Origin of the sequence: Arthrobacter sp. ISL-95 (assembly GCF_018613695.1) — a bacterium.
GTDB lineage: Bacteria > Actinomycetota > Actinomycetes > Actinomycetales > Micrococcaceae > Arthrobacter.
Genome location: NZ_JAGGPR010000005.1, coordinates 586,044 through 607,199, shown reverse-complemented (window position 1 = coordinate 607,199; position 21,156 = coordinate 586,044). Strand labels below are relative to the sequence as shown.

21 protein-coding genes are annotated in these 21,156 nt (G+C 61.2%); 8 read left to right on the top strand and 13 right to left on the bottom strand.

All coding sequences use genetic code 11. The features are described 5' to 3' along the window. Nucleotides 1–48: 48 nt before the first annotated feature. Both J7I86_RS09055 and J7I86_RS09050 read right to left on the bottom strand, forming a co-directional pair. Nucleotides 49–390 carry a DivIVA domain-containing protein gene (locus J7I86_RS09055; RefSeq protein ID WP_214819098.1) on the bottom strand — a complete coding sequence of 114 codons (342 nt, stop codon included), beginning with the start codon at nucleotides 388–390 and terminating at the stop codon, nucleotides 49–51. Nucleotides 391–407: 17 nt separating this feature from the next. Beyond that, entirely contained in the window at nucleotides 408–1,247 is an 840-nt protein-coding gene (locus tag J7I86_RS09050; RefSeq protein ID WP_214819097.1) for a TIGR00730 family Rossman fold protein, read from the bottom strand. Nucleotides 1,248–1,410: 163 nt separating this feature from the next. Here J7I86_RS09050 and J7I86_RS09045 point away from each other — a divergent pair, with 163 nt between their 5' ends. The 4 genes from J7I86_RS09045 (at nucleotide 1,411) to J7I86_RS09030 (ending at nucleotide 4,706) form a co-directional block, all read left to right on the top strand. Continuing rightward, on the top strand, nucleotides 1,411–2,166 hold the full coding sequence (locus J7I86_RS09045) for an amino acid ABC transporter ATP-binding protein (protein WP_062072913.1): 756 nt from the start codon (nucleotides 1,411–1,413) through the stop codon (nucleotides 2,164–2,166). A gap of 55 nt (nucleotides 2,167–2,221) precedes the next feature. Then, complete coding sequence (locus J7I86_RS09040) at nucleotides 2,222–3,100, top strand: glutamate ABC transporter substrate-binding protein (RefSeq protein ID WP_214819096.1); 879 nt, start codon at nucleotides 2,222–2,224, stop codon at nucleotides 3,098–3,100. Between the two features lie 92 nt (nucleotides 3,101–3,192). Beyond that, nucleotides 3,193–3,843, top strand: a complete 651-nt coding sequence (locus J7I86_RS09035) for an amino acid ABC transporter permease (protein ID WP_159733658.1) — start codon at nucleotides 3,193–3,195, stop codon at nucleotides 3,841–3,843. Next, a complete protein-coding gene (locus J7I86_RS09030) occupies nucleotides 3,840–4,706 on the top strand; it encodes an amino acid ABC transporter permease (protein WP_214819095.1) in 867 nt (288 codons plus the stop codon). The genes J7I86_RS09035 and J7I86_RS09030 overlap by 4 nt, the downstream gene beginning before the upstream one ends. Nucleotides 4,707–4,783: 77 nt before the next feature. On the opposite strand, the gene dapE is transcribed toward J7I86_RS09030, so the two are convergent. Further along, nucleotides 4,784–5,908 carry a succinyl-diaminopimelate desuccinylase gene (gene dapE, locus J7I86_RS09025; protein WP_214819094.1) on the bottom strand — a complete coding sequence of 375 codons (1,125 nt, stop codon included), beginning with the start codon at nucleotides 5,906–5,908 and terminating at the stop codon, nucleotides 4,784–4,786. A gap of 95 nt (nucleotides 5,909–6,003) precedes the next feature. On the opposite strand from dapE, the gene dapD reads away from it, so the two are divergent. Together dapD and J7I86_RS09015 are read left to right on the top strand one after the other, a co-directional pair. Beyond that, nucleotides 6,004–7,029 (top strand): 2,3,4,5-tetrahydropyridine-2,6-dicarboxylate N-succinyltransferase, encoded by a 1,026-nt coding sequence (gene dapD, locus J7I86_RS09020; protein ID WP_214819093.1) that lies wholly within the window; start codon nucleotides 6,004–6,006, stop codon nucleotides 7,027–7,029. A 14-nt stretch (nucleotides 7,030–7,043) separates the two neighbouring features. Further along, a complete protein-coding gene (locus J7I86_RS09015) occupies nucleotides 7,044–7,886 on the top strand; it encodes a hypothetical protein (RefSeq protein WP_214819092.1) in 843 nt (280 codons plus the stop codon). Between the two features lie 6 nt (nucleotides 7,887–7,892). Here the strand turns inward: J7I86_RS09015 and J7I86_RS09010 are convergent, their stop codons facing one another. Continuing rightward, nucleotides 7,893–8,504, bottom strand: coding sequence for a hypothetical protein (locus J7I86_RS09010; RefSeq protein ID WP_214819091.1), 612 nt, complete (start codon nucleotides 8,502–8,504; stop codon nucleotides 7,893–7,895). Between the two features lie 117 nt (nucleotides 8,505–8,621). Beyond that, nucleotides 8,622–9,248: a TetR/AcrR family transcriptional regulator gene (locus J7I86_RS09005; RefSeq protein WP_214819090.1), complete on the bottom strand. Its 627-nt coding sequence runs from the start codon at nucleotides 9,246–9,248 to the stop codon at nucleotides 8,622–8,624. An 80-nt stretch (nucleotides 9,249–9,328) separates the two neighbouring features. On the opposite strand from J7I86_RS09005, the gene galE reads away from it, so the two are divergent. Continuing rightward, nucleotides 9,329–10,345 carry a UDP-glucose 4-epimerase GalE gene (gene galE, locus J7I86_RS09000; protein ID WP_214819089.1) on the top strand — a complete coding sequence of 339 codons (1,017 nt, stop codon included), beginning with the start codon at nucleotides 9,329–9,331 and terminating at the stop codon, nucleotides 10,343–10,345. 65 nt (nucleotides 10,346–10,410) lie between these two features. Here galE and J7I86_RS08995 read toward each other — a convergent pair whose 3' ends face one another. The 5 genes from J7I86_RS08995 to typA form a co-directional block, all read right to left on the bottom strand. Continuing rightward, nucleotides 10,411–11,694: a citrate synthase gene (locus J7I86_RS08995; RefSeq protein WP_024817462.1), complete on the bottom strand. Its 1,284-nt coding sequence runs from the start codon at nucleotides 11,692–11,694 to the stop codon at nucleotides 10,411–10,413. A gap of 232 nt (nucleotides 11,695–11,926) precedes the next feature. Next, nucleotides 11,927–13,075 carry a succinyldiaminopimelate transaminase gene (gene dapC / locus J7I86_RS08990; protein ID WP_214819088.1) on the bottom strand — a complete coding sequence of 383 codons (1,149 nt, stop codon included), beginning with the start codon at nucleotides 13,073–13,075 and terminating at the stop codon, nucleotides 11,927–11,929. 12 nt (nucleotides 13,076–13,087) lie between these two features. Continuing rightward, nucleotides 13,088–13,414 (bottom strand): ferredoxin, encoded by a 327-nt coding sequence (fdxA, locus tag J7I86_RS08985; RefSeq protein ID WP_017200392.1) that lies wholly within the window; start codon nucleotides 13,412–13,414, stop codon nucleotides 13,088–13,090. Nucleotides 13,415–13,733: 319 nt separating this feature from the next. Continuing rightward, entirely contained in the window at nucleotides 13,734–14,165 is a 432-nt protein-coding gene (locus J7I86_RS08980) for a hypothetical protein (protein WP_214819087.1), read from the bottom strand. A 34-nt stretch (nucleotides 14,166–14,199) separates the two neighbouring features. After that, a complete protein-coding gene (gene typA, locus J7I86_RS08975; protein WP_214819086.1) occupies nucleotides 14,200–16,116 on the bottom strand; it encodes a translational GTPase TypA in 1,917 nt (638 codons plus the stop codon). 193 nt (nucleotides 16,117–16,309) lie between these two features. Between typA and J7I86_RS08970 the strand changes: the two genes are divergently transcribed. Continuing rightward, nucleotides 16,310–17,242 carry an SGNH/GDSL hydrolase family protein gene (locus J7I86_RS08970; protein ID WP_214819085.1) on the top strand — a complete coding sequence of 311 codons (933 nt, stop codon included), beginning with the start codon at nucleotides 16,310–16,312 and terminating at the stop codon, nucleotides 17,240–17,242. Nucleotides 17,243–17,415: 173 nt separating this feature from the next. Here the strand turns inward: J7I86_RS08970 and J7I86_RS08965 are convergent, their stop codons facing one another. Genes J7I86_RS08965 through J7I86_RS08955 form a run of 3 tightly spaced genes read right to left on the bottom strand, consistent with a single transcriptional unit; the run spans nucleotide 17,416 to nucleotide 21,045 of the window. Then, nucleotides 17,416–19,131, bottom strand: a complete 1,716-nt coding sequence (locus J7I86_RS08965) for an ABC transporter ATP-binding protein (RefSeq protein ID WP_286179492.1) — start codon at nucleotides 19,129–19,131, stop codon at nucleotides 17,416–17,418. 11 nt (nucleotides 19,132–19,142) lie between these two features. Further along, nucleotides 19,143–20,126 carry an ABC transporter permease gene (locus tag J7I86_RS08960; protein ID WP_214819083.1) on the bottom strand — a complete coding sequence of 328 codons (984 nt, stop codon included), beginning with the start codon at nucleotides 20,124–20,126 and terminating at the stop codon, nucleotides 19,143–19,145. Further along, nucleotides 20,116–21,045 (bottom strand): ABC transporter permease, encoded by a 930-nt coding sequence (locus J7I86_RS08955; protein WP_159733645.1) that lies wholly within the window; start codon nucleotides 21,043–21,045, stop codon nucleotides 20,116–20,118. The genes J7I86_RS08960 and J7I86_RS08955 overlap by 11 nt, the downstream gene beginning before the upstream one ends. Between the last annotated feature and the right edge of the window lie 111 nt (nucleotides 21,046–21,156).

The window sequence follows — 21,156 nt, the reverse complement described above, 5'->3', positions numbered from 1 at the left end:
CCGTGGGCCCTTGCTGCCCTTGGACCTTCGTGGCCGGGGTCCGCGAACTCACTGCCGGGTCCGGTCGGTTTCGCCGTCATCAGGGAGAGTCCGAACCAGCGCCCCGAGCCGTTCGATTTCGCGGTCCTTGGCCTGTAACTGGTCCCTCAGCTCGTCCAGCACTTGGTCCACCTGATCCATCCGGTACCCCCGAAGACCCAAGGCAAAGCGCAGTGAATCCACATCGGCGGGCTTGGCGTCCTCGGGCAGCAGGACAGCGGGCAGGTTGGGGACGGGTTGTTCAAGCCCCGATCCGATCGAGCGCCCCTTGACCATTCCTGCACCGAGATACAGCGCCGCACCGACAAGGACTATCGCGAGAAACACCAGGAAAAAGCTCACAGTGTCCATCGTGCCAGAACAGCCGGTTACTCCGGGCGCTGATTTCCGTTGGTGGTAGGTGGAAGGGGTGCACCGTGCAGAACCCGGTGCACGGCGTCGGCGGGGTCATCCACCAGCTGGATCAGGTCAAGGTCCTTCTCCGAAACCATGCCTTCCGCCACCAAGGTCTCCCTGATCCACTCGATCATGGGTCCCCAAAAGCGAACGCCCAGCAGCACAATGGGGAACGAGGTCACCTTGCGGGTTTGGACCAGAACCATGGCCTCGAACAACTCATCCAGAGTGCCGAGTCCCCCGGGCAGCACGACGAAGCCCTGGGCGTACTTGACGAACATGGTTTTGCGGGCGAAGAAGTACCGGAAGTTGATGCCCAGGTCCACCCACTGGTTCAGTCCCTGCTCGAACGGCAGTTCGATGCCCAGGCCCACGGAGACTCCATTGCCTTCCACGGCTCCCTTGTTGGCAGCTTCCATGGATCCGGGACCGCCGCCGGTGATCACGGCAACTCCGGCTTCAGCGAGCTTGCGGCCCACGTCCACGGCCATCTCGTAGTACTCGGTTCCCGGTTTGGTCCGCGCAGAACCGAACACGCTGACCGCAGGCCCCAGATCAGCCAAGGCACCGAAGCCCTCCACGAATTCGCTCTGGATCCTCAGGACACGCCATGGATCGGTGTGGATGAACTGCCCGGCACCGCTGGTGTCCAGCAGATGCTGGTCCGACATTCCCGTGTCCGCTTGTTTGCGTCGGAGCTCGAGGGAGCCCTTGTGCTTGGCGGGGGCGATCTCCGAGGGGAGCGGCACATGGGTGCCCGCGACGCGTCTGTTGGCATCCGGGCGGGGAACGGGGTGCTGGCTGATGCTCATTGCCCAAGGCTAGCGCGGATGGAGGCGTGCTTCGCGGCAGCGACCCGCTTCTTGCATTGCAGTCTGGTATATCGCTGTGGGGCAGGTTTCTGTTCAGTCACGATCTTCAGGAAGTTGCCGTGACCGTGGTCATATTTGCTTCTTTGTTCGCTAGATTCGTCGTATGACTACTCAAGCGTCCGGCGATGCCCTCGTCTCCCTGAACGGCGTCAATAAGCACTACGGTCAATTGCATGTCCTCAAAGACATCAACCTTCAGGTTAAGAAGGGTGAAGTTGTGGTGGTCATTGGACCTTCCGGTTCCGGTAAATCCACTCTCTGCCGTGCGATCAACCGCTTGGAAACCATCGACGACGGCGACATCGCCATTGACGGGAAGAAGCTTCCCGAAGAAGGCAAGGACCTCGCGCACCTGCGTGCCGACGTCGGAATGGTTTTCCAGTCCTTCAACCTGTTCGCCCACAAGACGATTCTTGAGAACGTCACTTTGGGTCCCATCAAGGTCAAGAAGGTGGCCAAGGGCACGGCCGACAAGGAAGCCATGGCGCTCCTTGAACGCGTAGGAGTCGGACACCAGGCCCCCAAGCTTCCCGCCCAGCTCTCCGGCGGCCAGCAGCAGCGTGTGGCAATCGCCCGCGCTCTTGCCATGAAGCCGAAGGTGATGCTGTTCGACGAGCCCACGTCCGCGTTGGACCCCGAGATGATCAACGAAGTGTTGGACGTCATGATCCAGCTGGCCAAGGAAGGCATGACCATGATCGTGGTCACCCACGAGATGGGCTTTGCCCGGAAGGCCGCCGACCGCGTGGTGTTCATGGCCGACGGTCAGATCGTGGAGGACGCAACCCCCGAGGAATTCTTCACCAACCCGAAGAGCACCCGTGCCAAGGACTTCTTGTCCAAGCTCTTGACCCACTAGCTCCTTACTGCCCGCACCCCCGGCCGTAAGGCGGCCACCCAATGAAAGGAACACCATGAAGTCTCTTATTACCCGGAGGAAGTCACTCCTGGTGGCCGCATCGGCTGCGCTGGCTCTCTCACTGAGCGCTTGCGGCGGCGGCAGCAGTACCACCACTCCCCCCGTTGCCTCGGCGAGCTTCGAAGCCGGCACCACCATGGAGAAGCTGAACAAGGCCGGGACCATCAAGATCGGAACCAAGTTCGATCAGCCTCTGTTCGGCCAGAAGGGCCTGGATGGCAAGCCTGTCGGTTTCGACGTTGAAATGGGCAAGGCAATCGCCGCCAAGCTGGGTATCCCCGCTGACAAGATCGAGTGGGTAGAGACCGTCTCCCAGAACCGTGAGTCGTTCATCGAGCAGGGCCGCGTGGATCTTGTGATCGCCACGTACACCATCAACGACGCCCGTAAGGAAAAGGTCGCCTTCGCCGGTCCGTACTACGAAGCCGGCCAAGCTCTGTTGGTGAACAAGGACGACACCTCCATCACCAAGCCTGAAGATGTTGCCGGCAAGAAGGTCTGCTCCGTCACGGGTTCCACCCCGGCCAAGACCATTGCCGAGAAGTACAACGCAGAGGTAGTCCCCGCGGCAACCTACACTGCTTGCCTGGAACCGCTGCGCAACAAGCAGGTCGTCGCTGTCACCACTGACAACGTGATCCTTGCCGGCTACGTGGACAAGGAACCGGATGCCTTCAAGCTCGCCTCGGATGAAACCTTCACCAAGGAGCCTTATGGCATCGGCCTGAAGAAAGATGACACTGTATTCCGCAACTGGATCAACGACCAGCTTGAGGGATTCGCCAAGGACGATACCTACAAGAAGGCTTGGGAAGCCACTGCAGGCAAGGTCATCAAGACCGCCCCTGAACTTCCTACGATCAACCGCTACTAGTCGGGACCCGTCAGCTGCCGCCGCCCCTCCGGGTGGCGGCAGTTGACGAATCCAGGACCCTGTTCCCTGATTAGCTGCAGCCAAAGGAAGCCATGGACGCCGTCATAGCAAGCCTCCCCGAATATTGGGACGGTTTTCTCCGAACCCTTTATCTCTCCGTAATTTCAGGAATCATTGCCCTCATTGTCGGCACACTCCTGGCAGCCATGAGGGTTTCCCCCGTGGCAGCACTTCGCGGTTTCAGCATGTTCTATGTTGAAGTGGCACGTAACACCCCGTTGACCATTATTTTCTTTTTTGCCGCCATTGTTCTGCCCCGGTTGGGCGTCAAGTTTGAACAATTCGAAGTTGCTGCCATCATCGCGTTGAGCAGCTACACGGCCGCCTTCATTGCCGAAGCCGTCCGTTCCGGCGTCAACAGCGTGCCAGTGGGCCAAGCAGAGGCTGCGCGCAGCATCGGCATGACCTTCACCCAGGTTCTGGGCTTCATCGTCCTCCCCCAAGCCGTGCGCACCGTCATACCCCCGTTGATCAACATCCTGATTGCACTGGTCAAGAACTCCTCGGTGGCCGGCGCGTTCTTCGTTCTGGAGCTTTTCGGTTACGGCCGCCAGCTCTCCAACGACTACGGCAACCAGGTCCTCTGGATCCTCCTCGGGGTGGCGTTCTTCTACCTCTTGATCACAGTTCCCTTGGGACTTCTGGCGCACTTTGTTGAACGAAAGGTGGCGATTGCCCGATGACATCGGTCCTTTACGACGTCCCCGGGCCCAAGGCCCGCCTCTATTCGCTCATCGGCTCCGCGGCCGGCGTTCTGATCATTCTTGGCATCCTTGCTATCGCTGTCCTAACGCTGGCACAGCAGGGCATTTTCGACGCCGACCGCTGGGCTATCTTCTACGGCCCCATGGCACCGGATGTATGGAACCTGATCGGCCAAGGCATCCTTTCCACGTTGGCCGCAGCTGCCGTGGCGGCTGTGATCGCGTTCCCCCTGGGGATCGCGCTCTGCCTCTTGCGTATCTCCTTGATTCCTTGGATCCGGATTCCCACCCAGGTGGTGCTTGAGTTCCTCCGCGGCATGCCCGTGGTCCTCATGATGTTGTTCGTCCTCTTGGTTTTCGCCACGGGTCAGTTCCAAGCCGTTGTTGTTGGCTTGGTTCTTTACAACGCCGCCATCTTCGCTGAAATCCTGCGTGCCGGCATCCAGTCCCTCCCCAAGGGGCAACGCGAGGCTGGTTTGGCCATCGGCCTCCGAAGCTTCCAGTCGCGGATGTCCATCGAATTCCCGCAGGCCGTGCGGCGCATGCTTCCGTCCTTGGTTGCGCAGTTGGTGGTTCTGCTCAAGGACACCTCGCTCGGCTACATCGTGGGTTACGAGGAACTGCTGCGAAAGATCCAGATCATGGCCGACTTCCTGGGTCCGGACTTCCTGTTCCCGGCGTTCTTCGTTGGCGCTGCGATCTACATCCTGATCAACCTCACGGTGTCACGGATTGCGATCATGATTGAGCGCCGCGGTTCCAAGAAGGCCGCCGGCGGCATGGCCTCGGCCATCAAGACGGTGGATCTCGAAGTCAACGTACCGGGTACGGACAAGAAGTAATCCTCCACCAAAGATGAAGGTCCGCAGCCACCAAGCTGCGGACCTTCTTCTTTGCTGCGGGGACGCCACGCGAGGGACTACGGCGTCAGCCACGTCCTCAGTGCACGGAGGCACTCACGGACGGCATCGGCGTCCACGTGCTCGTTGTCCTTGTGCGCCAGCAGGGGGTCACCGGGGCCGAAGTTCACCGCCGGGATACCCAGCTCACTGAAGCGCGCGACGTCGGTCCATCCGTATTTGGGCTTGGGCTCGGCACCCACTGCAGCAACGAAAGACGCGGCGGCGGGGTGGTTCAGTCCGGGCCTCGCACCGGCAGCAGCGTCCGTACGGACGACGTCGAATCCTTCCAGCAAGTCCCGGACGTGGGCCTCGGCCTGGTCCGGGGTCTTGTCCGGAGCAAAGCGGTAGTTGATTTCCACCACGCAGCGGTCCGGGATGACGTTGCCTGCCGTTCCACCGTTGATCTTCACGGCGTTGAGGCTCTCGCGGTAATCGAGCCCGTCCACGTTGATGGTCTGCGGCTCATAGGCGGCGAGCCGGGCCAGAACAGGGGCTGCGGCGTGGATCGCGTTCACGCCCATCCACGCCCGCGCAGAGTGGGCTGTTTCGCCGATGGTGGTGGCTTCAAAACGACTGGTTCCGTTGCAACCGCCTTCCACTGTGCCGTGGGTTGGCTCCAGCAGGATCGCGAAGTCGCCCTTCAGCAGGTCACCGTCGTTGCGGACCAGCCTTCCCAGTCCGCTCTTGACCGCTTCCACTTCCTCATGGTCGTAAAACACGAAGGTGACGTCCTTGTCCGGCTGCCGCCCGTCGTCGAACAGTGTTGCCGCGAGTGCAAGCTGCACCGCAACGCCGCCCTTCATGTCCGTTGTCCCACGGCCATACAGCACGCCTTCACCGGGAACGCCGGACTCCCATGTAGCCGGAACGGTACCCAGGGAACCCTGAACGGTGGGCAGTGGCACGGTGTCCAAGTGTCCGGCCAGGATAACGCGCTCGGAGCGGCCAAGTTCGGTCCGGGCAATGATGGCGTCGCCGTCACGGGTCACGGTATATGCAGGGATGGCGCGCAGGGCAGACTCAACGGCGTCGGCGAGCTCGGTCTCATTGCCGGAAACGCTGTTGAAGTCGACGATCGCGGCCGTCAGGAGGGCAACGTCCTGGCGCAGGTCAAGGAGGGCGGGAGCAGGGTTCAAGGTCACCCGTCCAGCCTAATCCCCGGCATCAACCATAAATGCGACTTCTACGGGGTGAGACGCGTTTTAACCGACCTCTGCCTGCTGGATAGACTTGGCCCATGACTGAAACTGCTTCCTCTGCTGTGCCCGCAACCGCGCCCGCCAACCCCCGATCGGCTTATGGCTTCGGCCTCGCCACCATCGCCACCTCGGCTTCCGGAGAAGCAACCGTGCTGGATGTCTGGTACCCCGCACCCGCGCTGGGCGTTGCTGCCGAGTCCTTGCGCGACGTCGAGAACGCCGATCCCGCGCTCACTGCGCTTGCCGAGGAAGGCAAGGACGCCGACCGCGCCACCGAGCAGAAGGTGGTCTTCGCACAGATCGACCTCGACGCAGCCCCGGCAGACACTGCCGACGCGTACCTGCGTTTGCACCTCCTCTCCCACCGCCTGGTCAAGCCGAACAGCATCAACCTGGACGGCGTCTTCGGCAAGCTGCCCAACGTTGTGTGGACGAACTTCGGCCCCGCCGCGGTTGACGGCTTCGAACTCACCCGCGCCCGCCTGCGCAAGCGCGGCAACGTTGTGGTGTACGGCGTGGACAAGTTCCCGCGGATGGTTGACTACGTGGTTCCCACCGGTGTGCGCATTGCCGACGCCGACCGCGTCCGTCTGGGTGCCCACCTCGCCGAAGGCACCACCGTGATGCACGAAGGCTTCGTGAACTTCAACGCAGGAACCCTGGGCACCTCCATGGTGGAAGGCCGAATCTCCGCAGGCGTCGTAGCCGGTGACGGTACGGACGTTGGCGGCGGAGCATCCATCATGGGTACGCTCTCCGGTGGCGGCAAGGAAAAGATCGCCCTGGGCGAGCGCGTCCTGCTCGGTGCCAACTCCGGCGTGGGCATCAGCATTGGCGATGACTCCGTAGTGGAGGCCGGCCTTTACGTCACCGCCGGCACTCGTGTACGGATTCCAGGCCCCAAGGACGAGAACGGCGAGGACACCAGCCAGATCATCAAGGCCGTGGAACTCTCCGGTGTCCCCAACCTCCTCTTCCGCCGCAACTCCACCACCGGCGGCGTGGAAGTCCTTCCGCGCAAGGGCCAGACCGTGGAGCTGAACGAGGCCCTCCACGCCAACTAGCAGGAGATAAACCAATGCGCTGGTTCCGCCGCGCCATCGTTGCGGTACTGGCTTTGGCCCTCGTGGCAGGGGCCATTTACGCGATAGTTGCAGTGCTGCAGCGCTCCGAGACCCTGGTCACGGAGCGCTGCTTCGCCGTCGTCGGCCCCGAAAGCCACGAGCTTGCCACGGATCAGGCCGCCAACGCTTCGCTCATCTCTGCAATCTCCGTTCGGCGAGGGTTGCCACCCCGGGCGGCAACCATCGCTTTGGCCACGGCCATGCAGGAATCCAGGCTGCGGAACATCAACTACGGCGACGACGCCGGCCCCGACTCACGTGGGCTGTTCCAGCAAAGACCCTCACAAGGGTGGGGAACCGAGGAACAGGTCATGAACCCCGTCTACGCAGCGAACGCGTTCTTTGATGGCTTGATCAAGGTCCCCGGCTACGAATCCATGGAAATCACCCAAGCCGCCCAAGCTGTTCAACGTTCCGCCTTCCCCCGCGCTTACGCCCAACACGAAGGCATGGGCAGGGCTTTCGCTTCTGCGCTCACCGGGCACTCCGAGGCAGCGCTGAACTGCGAACTGCGCATGCCCGAAGCGGCAGGTGACCCTGCCGCCGTCGTCGATGAACTCACGACGGCGTTCGGCACCCAGGCGGCCACCGTCCAGGGCCGCTCGGTTCAGTTGGAGATGGGCGGAACACGGGCCTGGGCCGTGGCTCAGTGGGCAGTGGCAAACGCCAAGACATTGTCCATCACGCAGGTGGACGTGGCTGGCCAGACGTGGAACCGGGAGAAGCGCGACGGCTGGCAGCCCTCTGCCGCTCCGGCAGAGACGGTCACCATCACTGTTTCAGCGCCCACCACCTGAGCTTTTTCAGGCCAGCATCTCCACTACAGGCTGGACGTAGCTGCGGAACACATCGGGCTCGGAAAGCAGTTGGTGGCTCATGATCATGGTGCTCGGTTCCAGATACCAGGCACGGGGCTCATTGAGTGGCAGTTCAATGATGGTCAGTTCGAAGTCCCGGGAGCTTCGGCCAACCTCAAGAAGCCTGTCCTCCACCATTTCGCTCAGAACATGCGTCACCCCGTTGGCTTCACGGGCGGCCTCAAGATTGGCATACTCGTCAATCCTGTCCGTGGCCCATCCCAACGCGGAACCAAAATGTGCCTGCAGGACACGTTGGAGTGCCGGTGAGTTGCCAAAAGCCTTGAAGCTGGGCGGGGACAACTCTGGAGCCGGATTGGGGTAAGACTTGACCAAGCTCTCCCACCAAGCCTCCCACTCGGTCTTCAGCGCCGGAACGCCCCCGACGTCAGAGGTGAGGTGCTTGTGGTCTGCGTGTCGGACTTTTGGAGCTGCCTGGGAGAGTATCGGTTTTCCGGCACCATCCAGTCCCGCTACATCGCGCAAGTACAGGGCAATAAGCATTGGCCCGGACGTATCCATGGTGATGCGCCATCCCGGGCCGCCTGACTCGTGCATGCGAATTCCTCCCTTTGGCAGGTCCCCGACATGTTCCAGTCTATTCCCGATGCCTCTGGACAGTAATGGCGGCCGCCGCCTCTTGTCGCGTAAACAGCTTCAGCAGCCTCGCGACCCTCAGGGGCCGGCAGGCGCGGTCCTAAGGGACCGCAGGTGGGCCATGAGGACGTCGCTGCACATCTCCGCGGTCATCCACTCGGGCTGCAGCAGCGCGTGCATGCACAAGCCGTCCATGGTGGCCAGGAGCCTCTCCGCTACAGTCACCAGGGTTTGCTGATCGTCAGCTTCGCCGGGACTCAGAATCATGATGAGGCGACCTACGATGGCGGCCACGGTGCGGTGGCTGCGTTCGGCTTCCGCGGCCAGAACGGGCTTGATCCGGGCAGCATGCCGGAATGCCATCCACACGCAAGCATCCACGGCCAGCTCTTCGTCCAAGGGCAGGAACTGGCCGAGGAGGTTCAACACGGCATTGTGTTGCTCTACGCTTTCCGGCGAGGCGTCCTCGACGGAAGCAAGTGACGCCTCAAGACGCCCTGCAATACGGTCAATCACTGCCCCGAAGGAGAAGACCAGCAGCTCATCACTGCTGGCGAAGTAGTGCCGTACCGAACCAACAGCCAGCCCCGCTTCATCAGCTACTTCCCTCAGGGATGCCCGTTCCAAGCCGTCGCTGGCAATGATCCGGAAGACTGCTTGGACAACTTCATGGCGCCGGGCTTCGGCATCAACAATTTTGGGCACCAGTAGTTTTTAGCACGAACGTGCTTCAACACCGCTCAACACAGAGCGGCGTGGCTCCGATTTCCGATAGCGTAGGGACCATGAAAATTCTTGTCACGGGTGGCACCGGCTACATCGGTTCCCACACCGTTTTGTCCCTTCAGGAAGCAGGTCACGACGTCGTTGTGCTGGACAACCTCGTGAACTCCAGTGAGGAATCACTCCGCCGGGTCTCGGAACTCACCGGTAAGACCGCAGCCTTCCACAAGGTGGACCTGGTGGACGAACCCGCTGTTGAGGCCGTCTTCGACCAGCACCAGATCGATGCCGTAATCCACTTCGCCGGGCTGAAGGCCGTGGGAGAGTCCGTCCAGGAACCCCTCGCCTACTACTACAACAACATCGTGGGCACCCTGAACCTGCTCCGCGCCATGGACAAGCACAACGTGCGCTCCATCGTCTTCAGCTCCTCTGCCACGGTGTACGGCGAGCACAATCCCATCCCCTACATCGAGAAGATGGAAATCGGCGCCAACAACCCGTACGGCCGGACCAAGGAACAGATCGAGGACATCCTCTCTGACCTGGGCAACGCGGACGACCGCTGGCATATCGCACTGCTGCGCTATTTCAACCCCGTGGGCGCACACCCTTCCGGCCGCATCGGCGAGGACCCCCAAGGCATCCCCAACAATCTGGTCCCCTTCATCGCACAGGTAGCCGTGGGACGCCGCGAGAAGCTCATGGTCTTCGGCGGCGACTACGACACTCCTGACGGAACGGCCCAGCGCGACTACATCCATGTGGTGGACCTGGCCGATGGCCACGTAGCAGCCTTGAACTACATCGCTGAGCGCGCCGGCGTTCGACGCTGGAACCTTGGTTCCGGCCGCGGATCCTCCGTCCTGGAGGTCCTGCGGTCCTTCGAAAAGGCCGTGGGCCAGCCCATCCCCTACGAGATCACTGAGCGCCGAGCCGGCGACCTCCCCGCCTTCTGGGCGGATGCTTCCTCAGCCCTTGCTGACCTTGGATGGTCCACCACCAAGACAGTTGACCAGATGTGCGAGGACCACTGGCGCTGGCAGAAGAACAATCCTTACGGCTACAACGCTTCCTAAGGACCAACGACGGCGGCCGCCTACCTCGCGCGAGGTAGGCGGCCGCCGTCGATATTGGCCTGTTACTAGTTGGCCGGGTAGTTGCGCTCCGGCTCCCCGGTGTAGAGCTGCCGCGGACGGCCGATCTTGGTCTGGGGGTCGTTGATCATCTCGCGCCACTGGGCAATCCAGCCCGGGAGACGTCCAATGGCGAAGAGGACGGTGAACATCTTCTCCGGGAATCCCATGGCCTTGTAGATCAGGCCGGTGTAGAAGTCGACGTTCGGGTACAGCTTGCGCTGGATGAAGTAATCGTCAGCCAGGGCCTTCTCTTCGAGGCGCATGGCGATGTCCAGCAGTTCGTCGTTGCCGCCGAGCTTGCCCAGGACTTCGTGTGCCGTTGCCTTGATGATCTTGGCGCGGGGATCGTAGTTCTTGTAGACGCGGTGTCCGAAGCCCATGAGGCGGACTCCGTCTTCCTTGTTCTTGACCTTCTCCATGTAGTCCTCGGGCTTGATGCCGTCGGCCTGGATCTGGCGGAGCATCTTCAGCACGGCCTCGTTGGCGCCACCGTGTGCGGGGCCGAAGAGGGCGTTGATGCCGGCAGACACCGATGCGAAAAGGTTGGCGTTGGAGGAGCCCACAAGACGCACGGTGGAGGTGGAACAGTTCTGCTCGTGGTCGGCGTGCAGGATGAGCAGGAGGTCCAGGGCCTTGACGACTACCGGGTCCATTTCATACTGCTCGGCGGGGAGGCCGAAGCTCAGGCGCAGGAAGTTCTCCACCAGGTTCATGGAGTTATCCGGGTACAGCATCGGCTGGCCGATGGACTTCTTGTGCGCGTAAGCGGCGATAACCGGCAGCTTGGCCATCAGGCGGATGGTGGAAACTTCCACGTGCTCCGCATTGAAGGGATCCAGCGAGTCCTGGTAGAACGTGGACAGTGCTGAAACAGCCGAGGAGAGCACCGGCATGGGGTGGGCGTCACGCGGGAACCCGCCGAAGAAGCCCTTGAGCTCTTCGTGCAGGAGCGTGTGACGGCGGATCTTCTGATCAAACTCTTCCAACTCTGTGGGAGTGGGGAGGTTGCCGTAGATCAGCAGGTAGGACACTTCGAGGAAGCTCGAGTGCTGCGCGAGCTGCTCAATGGGGTAACCGCGGTAGCGCAAAATGCCTGCGTCGCCGTCGATGTACGTGATGGCCGAGGTGGTGGCCGCTGTGTTCATGAAGCCGGGGTCGTAGGCAACGGCGCCCGTCTGCTTCAGCAGCTTGGAAACGTCGTAGCCTTCGTTTCCTTCTACAACCTTGATGCGCGGCAGTTCGAGTTCGCCGCCGGCATGGCGCAGTGTCGCGCTGGTGGTCTCAGTCATGGAGTCCCCTTCATGAGGCCTCAGGGCCTCTATCGAACGCTTGTCCAACCACCTTCTGGTGTCGCCGCCTTCGGCCCTACTGTTGCAGGGCTCCAACGGCCGAAGTGCTTTCTTAGAGAAGGCCACCATTGATAGTCAGTTAAAAAGCTACCGCCAGTAACCCTACGGAACTAATCCGTTCCATCCGGTTACTGGCGGAAATACGCTATTAGTGGTGCAAGTCACAGCATTGTTATGACGCTGTGGCAAGTCGTTCAACAGCGGCATCAATTCGTTCATCGGTGCCGGTGAGGGCTACCCGGACGAATCCGTTACCGGCATCTCCATAGAAAACGCCCGGGCCCACCACGATGCCAAGTTCAGCGAACCGTGCCACCGTGTCCCAGGTGGCTTCTCCGGCCGTGGACCACAGGTACAGTCCGGCCTTGGATTCGTGAATCGTCAGCCCAAACTTCTCCAGCGCCGGCACAATCCTCTCGCGGCGCCGGCGGTACAGGTCTTTCTGGGCCAGGACGTGGCCGGCATCGCCCAAAGCAACGCGCATTGCTTCCTGCACCGGGTAGGGAACGATCATGCCCGCATGTTTGCGGCTGTTGACCAAGTTGGCCATGATCGCGGAATCGCCTGCAACGAACGCAGCTCGGTATCCCGCAAGGTTGGACTGCTTGCTGAGCGAGTAAACGCACAGCAGGCCATCGGTGGAGCCACCGGAAACACGGGGATCCAGGATGCTGGGGACAGCTTTCCCGCCACGCTGCGCATCCCACTCGCCCCAGCCCAGCTCGGCGTAGCACTCGTCCGAGGCCACCACCGCTCCGATCTCACGGGCTTGGCCCACGATCCGCTGAAGCGACTCGACGTCGCGGACGCTGCCGGTGGGATTGCCCGGGGAATTAATCCAGATCAAACGGACCTTCGCGCGGGTGGCTGAATCAAGCTCGTCGAGGTCGTCAGCTGCGATAGCCGTGGCGCCCGCCAGTGAGGCGCCGATGTCGTAGGTGGGGTACGCAACCGTAGGACGCACCACGACGTCGCCTGAGCTCAAACCGAGCAGGAACGGCAACCACGCCACGAGTTCCTTGGAACCCACGGTGGGCATGACATCCTTGGGATCCAGCCCCGGGACGCCTCGGCGGCTGGCAAACCAGTCCACCACGGCCTGCCGCAACGCCTCTATACCGTGAACCGTGGGATAACCGTGGGCATCTGCAGCGTTGGCCAGAGCCTCGCGGATCAACCCGGGGGTGGGGTCCACCGGCGTGCCGATGGACAGGTTCACTGCACCGCCGGGATGCTTGGCGGCCGTGGCAACATACGGCGCCATGGCCTCCCAGGGGTAGTCAGGCAGGTTCAGGCCGAAAGCAGGCGCCGCGGAAATCACAGAAACTACCGCCTAGTGGTCTTGGTTCTGCGGGGGCAGTGCAGCGATGTACGGGTGGTCCTTGCCCGTGTTGCCGATCTTCGCGGCACCACCCGGGGAGCCAAGGTCATCGAAGAACTCCACGTTGGCCTTGTAGTAATCGGCCCACTCTTCCGGGGTGTCATCCTCGTAGTAGATGGCTTCAACCGGGCACACAGGTTCACAGGCACCGCAGTCGACGCATTCATCGGGGTGGATGTAGAGGGAACGCTCACCTTCGTAAATGCAGTCGACAGGGCATTCTTCAATACATGCCTTGTCCTTGACATCTACACACGGCTGCGCGATTACGTACGTCACGTCCCAGACCTCTCCACGGTTTGTCCCGGCGATAGCCGGGGTAATACGGCCGGCATCATGCCGGGCACTGAACTTCCGAGCCTATTATCCAACAGTGCGCCGACGCCAACCTAGCCCGCGTCTTAGTATGAAACGGTGACTCCCCCGAATTTGCCGCCCCAACAATTCCTCCTCGACGCAGAACCAGGTATCCGGGTAGTTGTCCGGTACAGGATCGAGGACGGATTGACGGATGCCTTGGGCTATCTGGTGGGAACCACGCAAGGCTCCTGTACCGTCCGGACCCGCACGTCCGACGTCGAGATTCCGTTGGCAATGGTCATCGCGGCGAAAGAGGTTCCGCCTCCGCCACCGCGGCGGCAGTCCGTTCGCGCCGTGTCCGACTGACGATCAGTCGGCTGATAGCAACGAGCATGATTAACGTCACTCCCCCGATGCCGAAGACCCACACATTGCCCACCGCGTCGCCCGGAATCAACTGCTTGGCGGGACCGGCTGAAGACAGAACGCCGACGACGGCATAAGTCACCACGCCTGCCATCGCCGTCGGCACCACCGAGCGGGACCAGGCAGCGAGCCACAACTGCACGGATGCCAGCAGCAACAAGGCTGCGGCCACGCCCCACGGGAGATCGACGCCGGACCAGACTACCGTCTGGCGGTGCAGGCCTGTTCCAGCCAAGGCAACGAAAAGAGCCGCCAGCACGGCCGTGGCAATTCCACGGACCGAACGGGCAGCTCTTCTCGTCATTCAGCTGTTCCGGGCTGGTTCAGACCAGTACGGGCTAGGACTTGGCGCGGGCGCGGTTGGCCTTGGCGCGCTCGTTGGAGTCCAGGATGAGCTTACGGATACGGATATCCTCAGGCGTCACCTCAACACACTCGTCCTCGCGGGCGAATTCGAGGGACTCTTCGAGAGTGAGATCGCGCGGCGGCGTCAGGTTTTCGAAGGAGTCAGAGGAAGCCGCACGCATGTTGGTGAGCTTCTTTTCCTTGGTGATGTTGACGTCCATGTCGTCCGCGCGGGAGTTCTCGCCCACGATCATGCCTTCGTAAACCTCGGAGGTGGGCTTCACGAAGAAGGAGCCACGTTCCTGCAGGTTGATCATGGCGAACGGTGTAACAACACCGGCGCGGTCGGCGATCATCGAACCGTTGGTGCGGTATTCGATGGGGCCGGCCCACGGCTCGTAGCCTTCGGAGATGGAGGCAGCGATACCAGCACCGCGGGTGTCCGTCAGGAACTTGGTGCGGAAGCCGATCAGGCCACGGGCGGGAACGATGAATTCCATGCGGCACCAGCCGGTGCCGTGGTTGGCCATGTTGGTCATGCGGCCCTTACGGGCAGCCATGAGCTGGGTGACGGAGCCGAGGTACTCTTCCGGTACGTCGATGGTCATGTGTTCCATCGGCTCGTGGATCTTACCGTCGATGGTCTTGGTGACCACCTGCGGCTTGCCCACGGTCAGCTCGAAGCCTTCGCGGCGCATCTGCTCAACCAGGATGGCCAGCGCGAGCTCGCCACGGCCTTGGACTTCCCAAGCGTCGGGACGCTCGGTGGGGAGGACCTTGATGGAGACGTTACCGATCAGTTCCTTGTCCAGGCGATCCTTCACCTGGCGGGCAGTGACCTTGGCACCCTTGACCTTGCCGGCCAGCGGCGAAGTGTTGATACCGATCGTCATGGAGATCGCGGGATCGTCCACGGTGATCAGCGGCAACGGCTGCGGGTTCTCGGCATCGGTAAGGGTTTCACCGATGGTGATCTCCTCGATACCGGCAACAGCAACGATTTCGCCCGGGCCGGCGGACTCGGCCGGGACACGGGTCAGGGCCTTGGTGGCCAGCAATTCGGTGATCTTGACGTTCTTGAGCTCACCGTTTGCACGCGCCCAGGCCACGGTCTGTCCCTTGCGGAGCGTGCCGTTGTAGATACGGAGCAGTGCCAGGCGACCAAGGAACGGCGATGCGTCGAGGTTGGTCACGTGTGCCTGCAGCACGCCGTCCGGGTTGTAGGTGGGAGCCGGGATGTGCTCAATGATGGTCTTGAAGAGGGGCTCGAGGTCCTCGTTCTCCGGTGCGCTGCCATCAGCAGGCTGATCCAGGGACGCACGGCCAACCTTTGCGGCGGCGTAAACAACCGGAACTTCAAGGATCTTGTCCAAATCGAGGTCCGGAACTTCGTCCGCGAGGTCCGAGGCCAGGCCGAGGAGCAGGTCCATGGACTCGTGAACGACCTCCCCGATACGAGCGTCAGGACGGTCCGTCTTGTTCACCAGGAGGATCACGGGAAGGTGAGCTGCAAGTGCCTTACGGAGCACAAAGCGGGTCTGCGGAAGCGGGCCTTCAGAAGCGTCAACCAGCAGAACAACGCCGTCCACCATGGACAGGCCGCGCTCTACCTCGCCACCGAAGTCGGCGTGGCCAGGAGTGTCGATGACGTTGATGGTGATGGTCTCGCCATTGGAGGACGGGCCGTTGTAAGCAACCGTGGTGTTCTTCGCGAGGATGGTGATGCCCTTTTCGCGCTCCAGGTCACCGGAGTCCATGACACGGTCCTCAACCTCACCATGGGAAGCGAAGGAGTTGGTCTGCTTGAGCATGGCGTCGACCAGCGTGGTCTTGCCGTGGTCAACGTGTGCGACGATCGCGACGTTGCGCAGATCGCTCCGCGACGCAGTGTTGGTGATGGTTTCAGACATGCGTTAATGACTCGTTTCAGTGGTGAAGTCAGCTGTTTGTATCCGCGCGCATACCTGATCGACTTGATCGGAACACACAGCGAAAAGACCCCGGGACACAGGGCACCTGCATCCAGTCTAAACGCAGATGCATTTCTGAGCCTAAAAAGCAAGCTATTGAGGGTTGCATTGTGCCCTCGCTCACACCTCTGTGATGTTGCGTAAACGCAAGTCCAGATGCTGGATTTTCCCGGTCACGTGCACCATGATTGGCAACAGAACCAGTGCCACGTGGAGAACAACGATGCGACAAGCTCCGGCCGCGTTCCGCATGCTCGCACCATTGATCGCCGCAGGCGTTCTCCTGGTGGGCTGCGGACCAAGCCCAGCGCCAATAACGGCCCCCCTTGGATCAAACGCGCCCGTGCCCGCGCAGACATCTGCCGCGGATAAGCCTCTAAGGATCGCACCCGCCCCGAGCTCACTCAACCTGCCCGTGGGCTCGCTGTACAAGAACCCTGCGAACAACCGCAGCGAACTGGTCCTTGCAGACGTACGCCACACAGCCGTTCTGATCGGCGACTCCCAGTCAATGCCGAAGGATTCCTGGCCGCAGCAGGGCATCGCGGCCATGGGTTACAAGTTGCACGTAGTGGGCATGGGCGGCACGGGCTATGTAGCAAGCAATGGCAGGACCGGCAACTACATCGATGCGTTGCAACGCGGAGACTGGGTGCTGCCCTTCGGCGATCCCCCGTTGATCGTGATCCAAGGTGGCGGCAATGACGCCACCCAGCGTGCCACCGACGCTCAGATCACCAGCAACGCCGAGCGCCTTCTTGCAGCACTGAAGAAGAGCTACCCGGGAAGCACCCTTGCCATGATTGGAACCCTCGCCAGGGGCGTGAGCAATGGCGGCGGACGCCGTACGGAAATCGACGCACTCCTGGGACGGATCGCTGCCAAGCATGCCATACCGTTCGTCAGCGCGGGAGACTGGCTCACCCGCTACAACGCGATCGGCGATCTCCAGGACGGCGTGCATCTGAAGCCTTCAGGGCACGCAAAGCTAGGCGCTGCCCTGGCTCGCGAATTCACCGCCCTTGGCCTCACGGCACGCCCGGACACCGCCGAGCCTGCAAAGTAGCCCGCGGCGTCGTCGTAAAGTGCGTTGTGAGGCCCGCTCTGCGTGCTTCGTGAGTGCTTTGGCGCGCAGAGCAGGCCCCACAACAAGCGTTTCAACGGCAAGAGCCGGCGGTTCCCTTCCAAAGGGGACCACCGGCTCTGTTGCATCGCGGCGAAGGGAACTTACGACGCCGGTCAGGCTACCTCGGGAGGCAGCAGCAGAGAGCCGCCCGGAATGGCCTCCAGGAGTGCCTGCGTGTACGCCTCGCGCGGGTTGTCGAAGACATCATCTGTGCTGCCCGTCTCCACAAGCTTGCCCTTCTGCATGACGCAGACGTGGTCTGCGATCTGGCGGACCACCGCGAGGTCGTGGGTGATGAACAGGTACGTCAGCCCCAGGTTGTCCTGAAGGTCGGCCAGGAGGTTCAGCACCTGGGCTTGGACGAGCACGTCCAAAGCTGAGACCGCCTCATCGCAAATGATGACTTCCGGGTCCAAGGCCAGGGCTCGGGCAATGGCAATACGCTGCCGCTGACCGCCGCTGAGTTCGTTCGGGTACCGGCGCATGGTGGACTGCGGCAGGGCCACCTGGTCCAAAAGCTCACGGACCTTCTTCTCGCGACTGACCTTGTTGCCGATCTTGTGGGTTCTCAACGGTTCTTCAATTGTGCGGAAGATGCTGTACATGGGATCGAGCGAACCGTAGGGATCCTGGAAGATGGGCTGCACCCGGCGCCGGAACTTGAACAGGTCCTTACTGCTGAGCGTCGAAGTATCCACGCCGTCGAAGATGATCTTCCCGGACGTCGGTTCCAACAGGTTCAGAACCATTTGCGCCACGGTTGACTTACCTGAGCCCGACTCGCCAACAATGGCCGTGGTGGTTCCGCGCTTGACGGCGAACGAGACCGAGTCCACGGCAGTGAAGTCAGTGGTTTTCCCAATGCCACCGCGAAGCTTGAACACCTTTGTCAGGTCTTCAACCCTCAGGACGTCCTCAGGAAGTGCAGTTTCAACGACCACCGGCTCGGTGGGAGCCAGCAGTTCCTCTGATTCGAATCCCTGTTCCTTAGCCACCTGGATACGGCGGGATGCCAGCGACGGTGCCGAAGCAACCAGCCGCTTGGTGTAGGGGTGCCGCGGGTTACGGAGCAGTTCCAGTGAAGGGCCTGATTCCACAACCTGCCCCTTGTACATGACAACCACCTTGTCCGCGCGCTCGGCTGCGAGGCCGAGGTCGTGGGTGATGAGCAGTACAGCCGTTCCCAGTTCGGAGGTCATCTGTTCCAAGTGATCCAGAATCTGGCGCTGGACCGTAACGTCAAGAGCGGAAGTAGGCTCATCGGCAATCAGTAGCCTCGGCTGACAAGACAACCCGATCGCAATCAGTGCACGCTGGCGCATGCCACCGGAGAACTCGTGTGGGTACTGCTTGGCTCTGCGCGAAGCATCGGGCAAGCCTGCCTCGGAGAGCACTTTCGCAACATCTTCGGGCCCGGAAGGGAGCCCATTCGCCTTCAAGGTCTCCTTGACCTGGAAACCGATTTTCCACACGGGATTGAGGTTGGACATGGGGTCCTGGGGAACCATGCCAATGGAATTTCCGCGGAGCTCGATCATGCGCTTCTCACTGGCATGCGCGATGTCTTCGCCGTCAAAAAGAATCTCTCCGCCGGCCACCCGACCATTTCCGGGAAGCAGCCCAATGGCAGCCAGCGCTGAAGTCGATTTTCCTGAACCCGACTCCCCCACAATCGCCACAGTCTCGCCCGGCATGACCGTCAGATGTGCGTTACGCACCGCGTTAACCTCACCGTTACTGGTGGTGAAGTTGATTGCCAGGTTCTTGATCTCCAGCAGCGGACGTACCGAGCCAGCGGTTTCTTCCTTGATGTGAACTGAAGAGTTCATGGCTTCGCCTTTCATCGTTTCCGCGCCTTGGGGTCCAGAGCATCACGCAGGGCATCACCGAGCATGATGAAGCTCAGGACCGTAATCGACAAAGCGATAGCCGGGTAGAGCAGGGGCATCGGGTTTGAACGCAGCGAGGCCTGCGCGGCCTGAATATCGTTGCCCCACGACATGACGCTCGGCGGCAGCCCGATTCCTAGGAAGGAGAGAGTTGATTCGGCAACGATAAAGGTGCCGAGGGAGATGGTGGCCACGACGATGATCGGAGCCAGAGAGTTTGGCAGCACGTGGCGCAGCAGTGAACGGAACCGCGAAACACCTAGGGATCGCGCGGCCACAACGAAGTCGGCATTCCTGACCTCAATCACTGCGCCTCGGGTGATGCGTGCGATTTGTGGCCAACCAAAGACAATCAGAATCAACACCAGGGTCCATACCGTACGGTTCGCGCGGAAAACGGGGAGCTGCATCATCACGATTGCGCCAAGGATCAGCGGCAATGCGAAGAAAATGTCCGTCAGGCGGGCCAGGAGCGCATCTGCCCAACCGCCGTAGTACCCAGCGAGGGCACCAACGATGCCGCCGAAGAGAACGACGCCGATGGTGGTGAACAGGCCAACAGTCACCGACGATCGGGTACCGAAAATGACGCGGGCGTAAACGTCACAGCCCTGCTGCGTGAAGCCAAGGGGGTGGCCCGATGCAGGTCCGCCGTCGGAGTTGGACAGCTGGCAGGCCTCGTTGGAGGGGTCAATCTGTGAGAACAAGCCGGGGAAGAGCGATACCACCACAACGGCCAGGATCATGATGGCCGAGATGATGAACAGTGGCTGCCTGCGCAGGTTCTTCCATGCCTCGCCCCACAGGCTGGAAGGTGCGCTGTCTTCCTTGACCTTGTCCGTGGCCTGGAGCGGCGTTTCGTCAAGATCAGCAACGAAGTGCTCGATGTGTCGCCGGGTGGTGTCCTGCCCGGTCAGGTTACTTTCAGGAGTCATAGCGGATCCTCGGGTCAAGCCAGGCGTAAAGGAGGTCAACGAGCAAGTTGGAGAGGCAGTAAATCAACACCAACACCGTGACAATGGAGACCACCGTGGGTCCCTCACCCGACAAGACGGCACGATAAAGCCTGTTGCCCACGCCGGGAACGTTGAAGATACCTTCTGTGACAATCGCGCCACCCATAAGGGTGCCAAGGTCTGCACCCAGGAACGTCACCACTGGAATTAGGGAGTTTCTCAAGATGTGGACGTTGACAACCCTGAAACGTGACAACCCCTTGGCCGTCGCTGTCCGGACGTAGTCGGCGTTCATGTTCTCGATAACGCTTGTCCGCGTGAGTCGCAAAACGTACGCGAAGGAAGCCAAGCCCAACACAATCGCTGGAAGGATGAGGTCTTGGACTGTAGCGGCCGCACTGACAGTTGGTTTCGCCCACCCCAACTGCACGCCGATGAAGAACTGAAGAATGAAGCCGAGTACGAAGATCGGGATACCAATGACGATCAGCGAGGCGATCAAGACGGTGCCGTCGAAGAACTTGCCCTTGCGGAGACCTGCGATGAGGCCGAAGGCGATGCCGAAGACTGCTTCAAAGATGAGAGCCATCACTGCAAGCCGGGCTGTGACGGGGAAGACCTCGCCTAGGACGGCGGCAATTGGCCGGCCGGAGAAGTCCTGGCCAAGGTCAAAAGTGAAGATGCTCTTCAGGTAGAGCAAATACTGGATGATAAATGGCTGGTCCAGGTTGTACTGAGCCCTAAGTTTCGCAGCAACAGCTTCGTTAACGGGCTTATCGCCGAACAGTGCGGCAATGGGGTCCCCGGGAAGGCTGAAAACCAGGAAGTAGACCAGCAATGTGGCTCCCAGGAAAACTGGGATCAGCTGGAGGAATCGCTTAAGGATGTATGTGGCCATCAGCGCATCACACCCCCATCAGCAGGCACCCTGTCCAGGGGTGCAGCGGAGTTGTTCATCGAAGAACCTTTTCGTCTGATGTGCAAACGTCCCCTGCCAAGGCAAAGTAGG

Bases quoted from the DNA above. Each gene is read 5' to 3' on its own strand.
- J7I86_RS08970 (WP_214819085.1), top strand. From the start codon at position 16,310: ATGTTGCGTAAACGCAAGTCCAGATGCTGGATTTTCCCGGTCACGTGC.
- J7I86_RS09030 (WP_214819095.1), top strand. From the start codon at position 3,840: ATGACATCGGTCCTTTACGACGTCCCCGGGCCCAAGGCCCGCCTCTAT.
- J7I86_RS09045 (WP_062072913.1), top strand. From the start codon at position 1,411: ATGACTACTCAAGCGTCCGGCGATGCCCTCGTCTCCCTGAACGGCGTC.
- J7I86_RS09040 (WP_214819096.1), top strand. From the start codon at position 2,222: ATGAAGTCTCTTATTACCCGGAGGAAGTCACTCCTGGTGGCCGCATCG.
- typA (WP_214819086.1), bottom strand. From the start codon at position 16,116: ATGTCTGAAACCATCACCAACACTGCGTCGCGGAGCGATCTGCGCAAC.
- J7I86_RS09050 (WP_214819097.1), bottom strand. From the start codon at position 1,247: ATGAGCATCAGCCAGCACCCCGTTCCCCGCCCGGATGCCAACAGACGC.
- J7I86_RS08960 (WP_214819083.1), bottom strand. From the start codon at position 20,126: ATGACTCCTGAAAGTAACCTGACCGGGCAGGACACCACCCGGCGACAC.
- J7I86_RS09035 (WP_159733658.1), top strand. From the start codon at position 3,193: ATGGACGCCGTCATAGCAAGCCTCCCCGAATATTGGGACGGTTTTCTC.
- dapD (WP_214819093.1), top strand. From the start codon at position 6,004: ATGACTGAAACTGCTTCCTCTGCTGTGCCCGCAACCGCGCCCGCCAAC.
- J7I86_RS09010 (WP_214819091.1), bottom strand. From the start codon at position 8,504: ATGCACGAGTCAGGCGGCCCGGGATGGCGCATCACCATGGATACGTCC.
- J7I86_RS08995 (WP_024817462.1), bottom strand. From the start codon at position 11,694: ATGACTGAGACCACCAGCGCGACACTGCGCCATGCCGGCGGCGAACTC.
- J7I86_RS09015 (WP_214819092.1), top strand. From the start codon at position 7,044: ATGCGCTGGTTCCGCCGCGCCATCGTTGCGGTACTGGCTTTGGCCCTC.
- J7I86_RS08955 (WP_159733645.1), bottom strand. From the start codon at position 21,045: ATGGCCACATACATCCTTAAGCGATTCCTCCAGCTGATCCCAGTTTTC.
- J7I86_RS09055 (WP_214819098.1), bottom strand. From the start codon at position 390: ATGGACACTGTGAGCTTTTTCCTGGTGTTTCTCGCGATAGTCCTTGTC.
- J7I86_RS08965 (WP_286179492.1), bottom strand. From the start codon at position 19,131: ATGAACTCTTCAGTTCACATCAAGGAAGAAACCGCTGGCTCGGTACGT.
- J7I86_RS08980 (WP_214819087.1), bottom strand. From the start codon at position 14,165: ATGACGAGAAGAGCTGCCCGTTCGGTCCGTGGAATTGCCACGGCCGTG.
- galE (WP_214819089.1), top strand. From the start codon at position 9,329: ATGAAAATTCTTGTCACGGGTGGCACCGGCTACATCGGTTCCCACACC.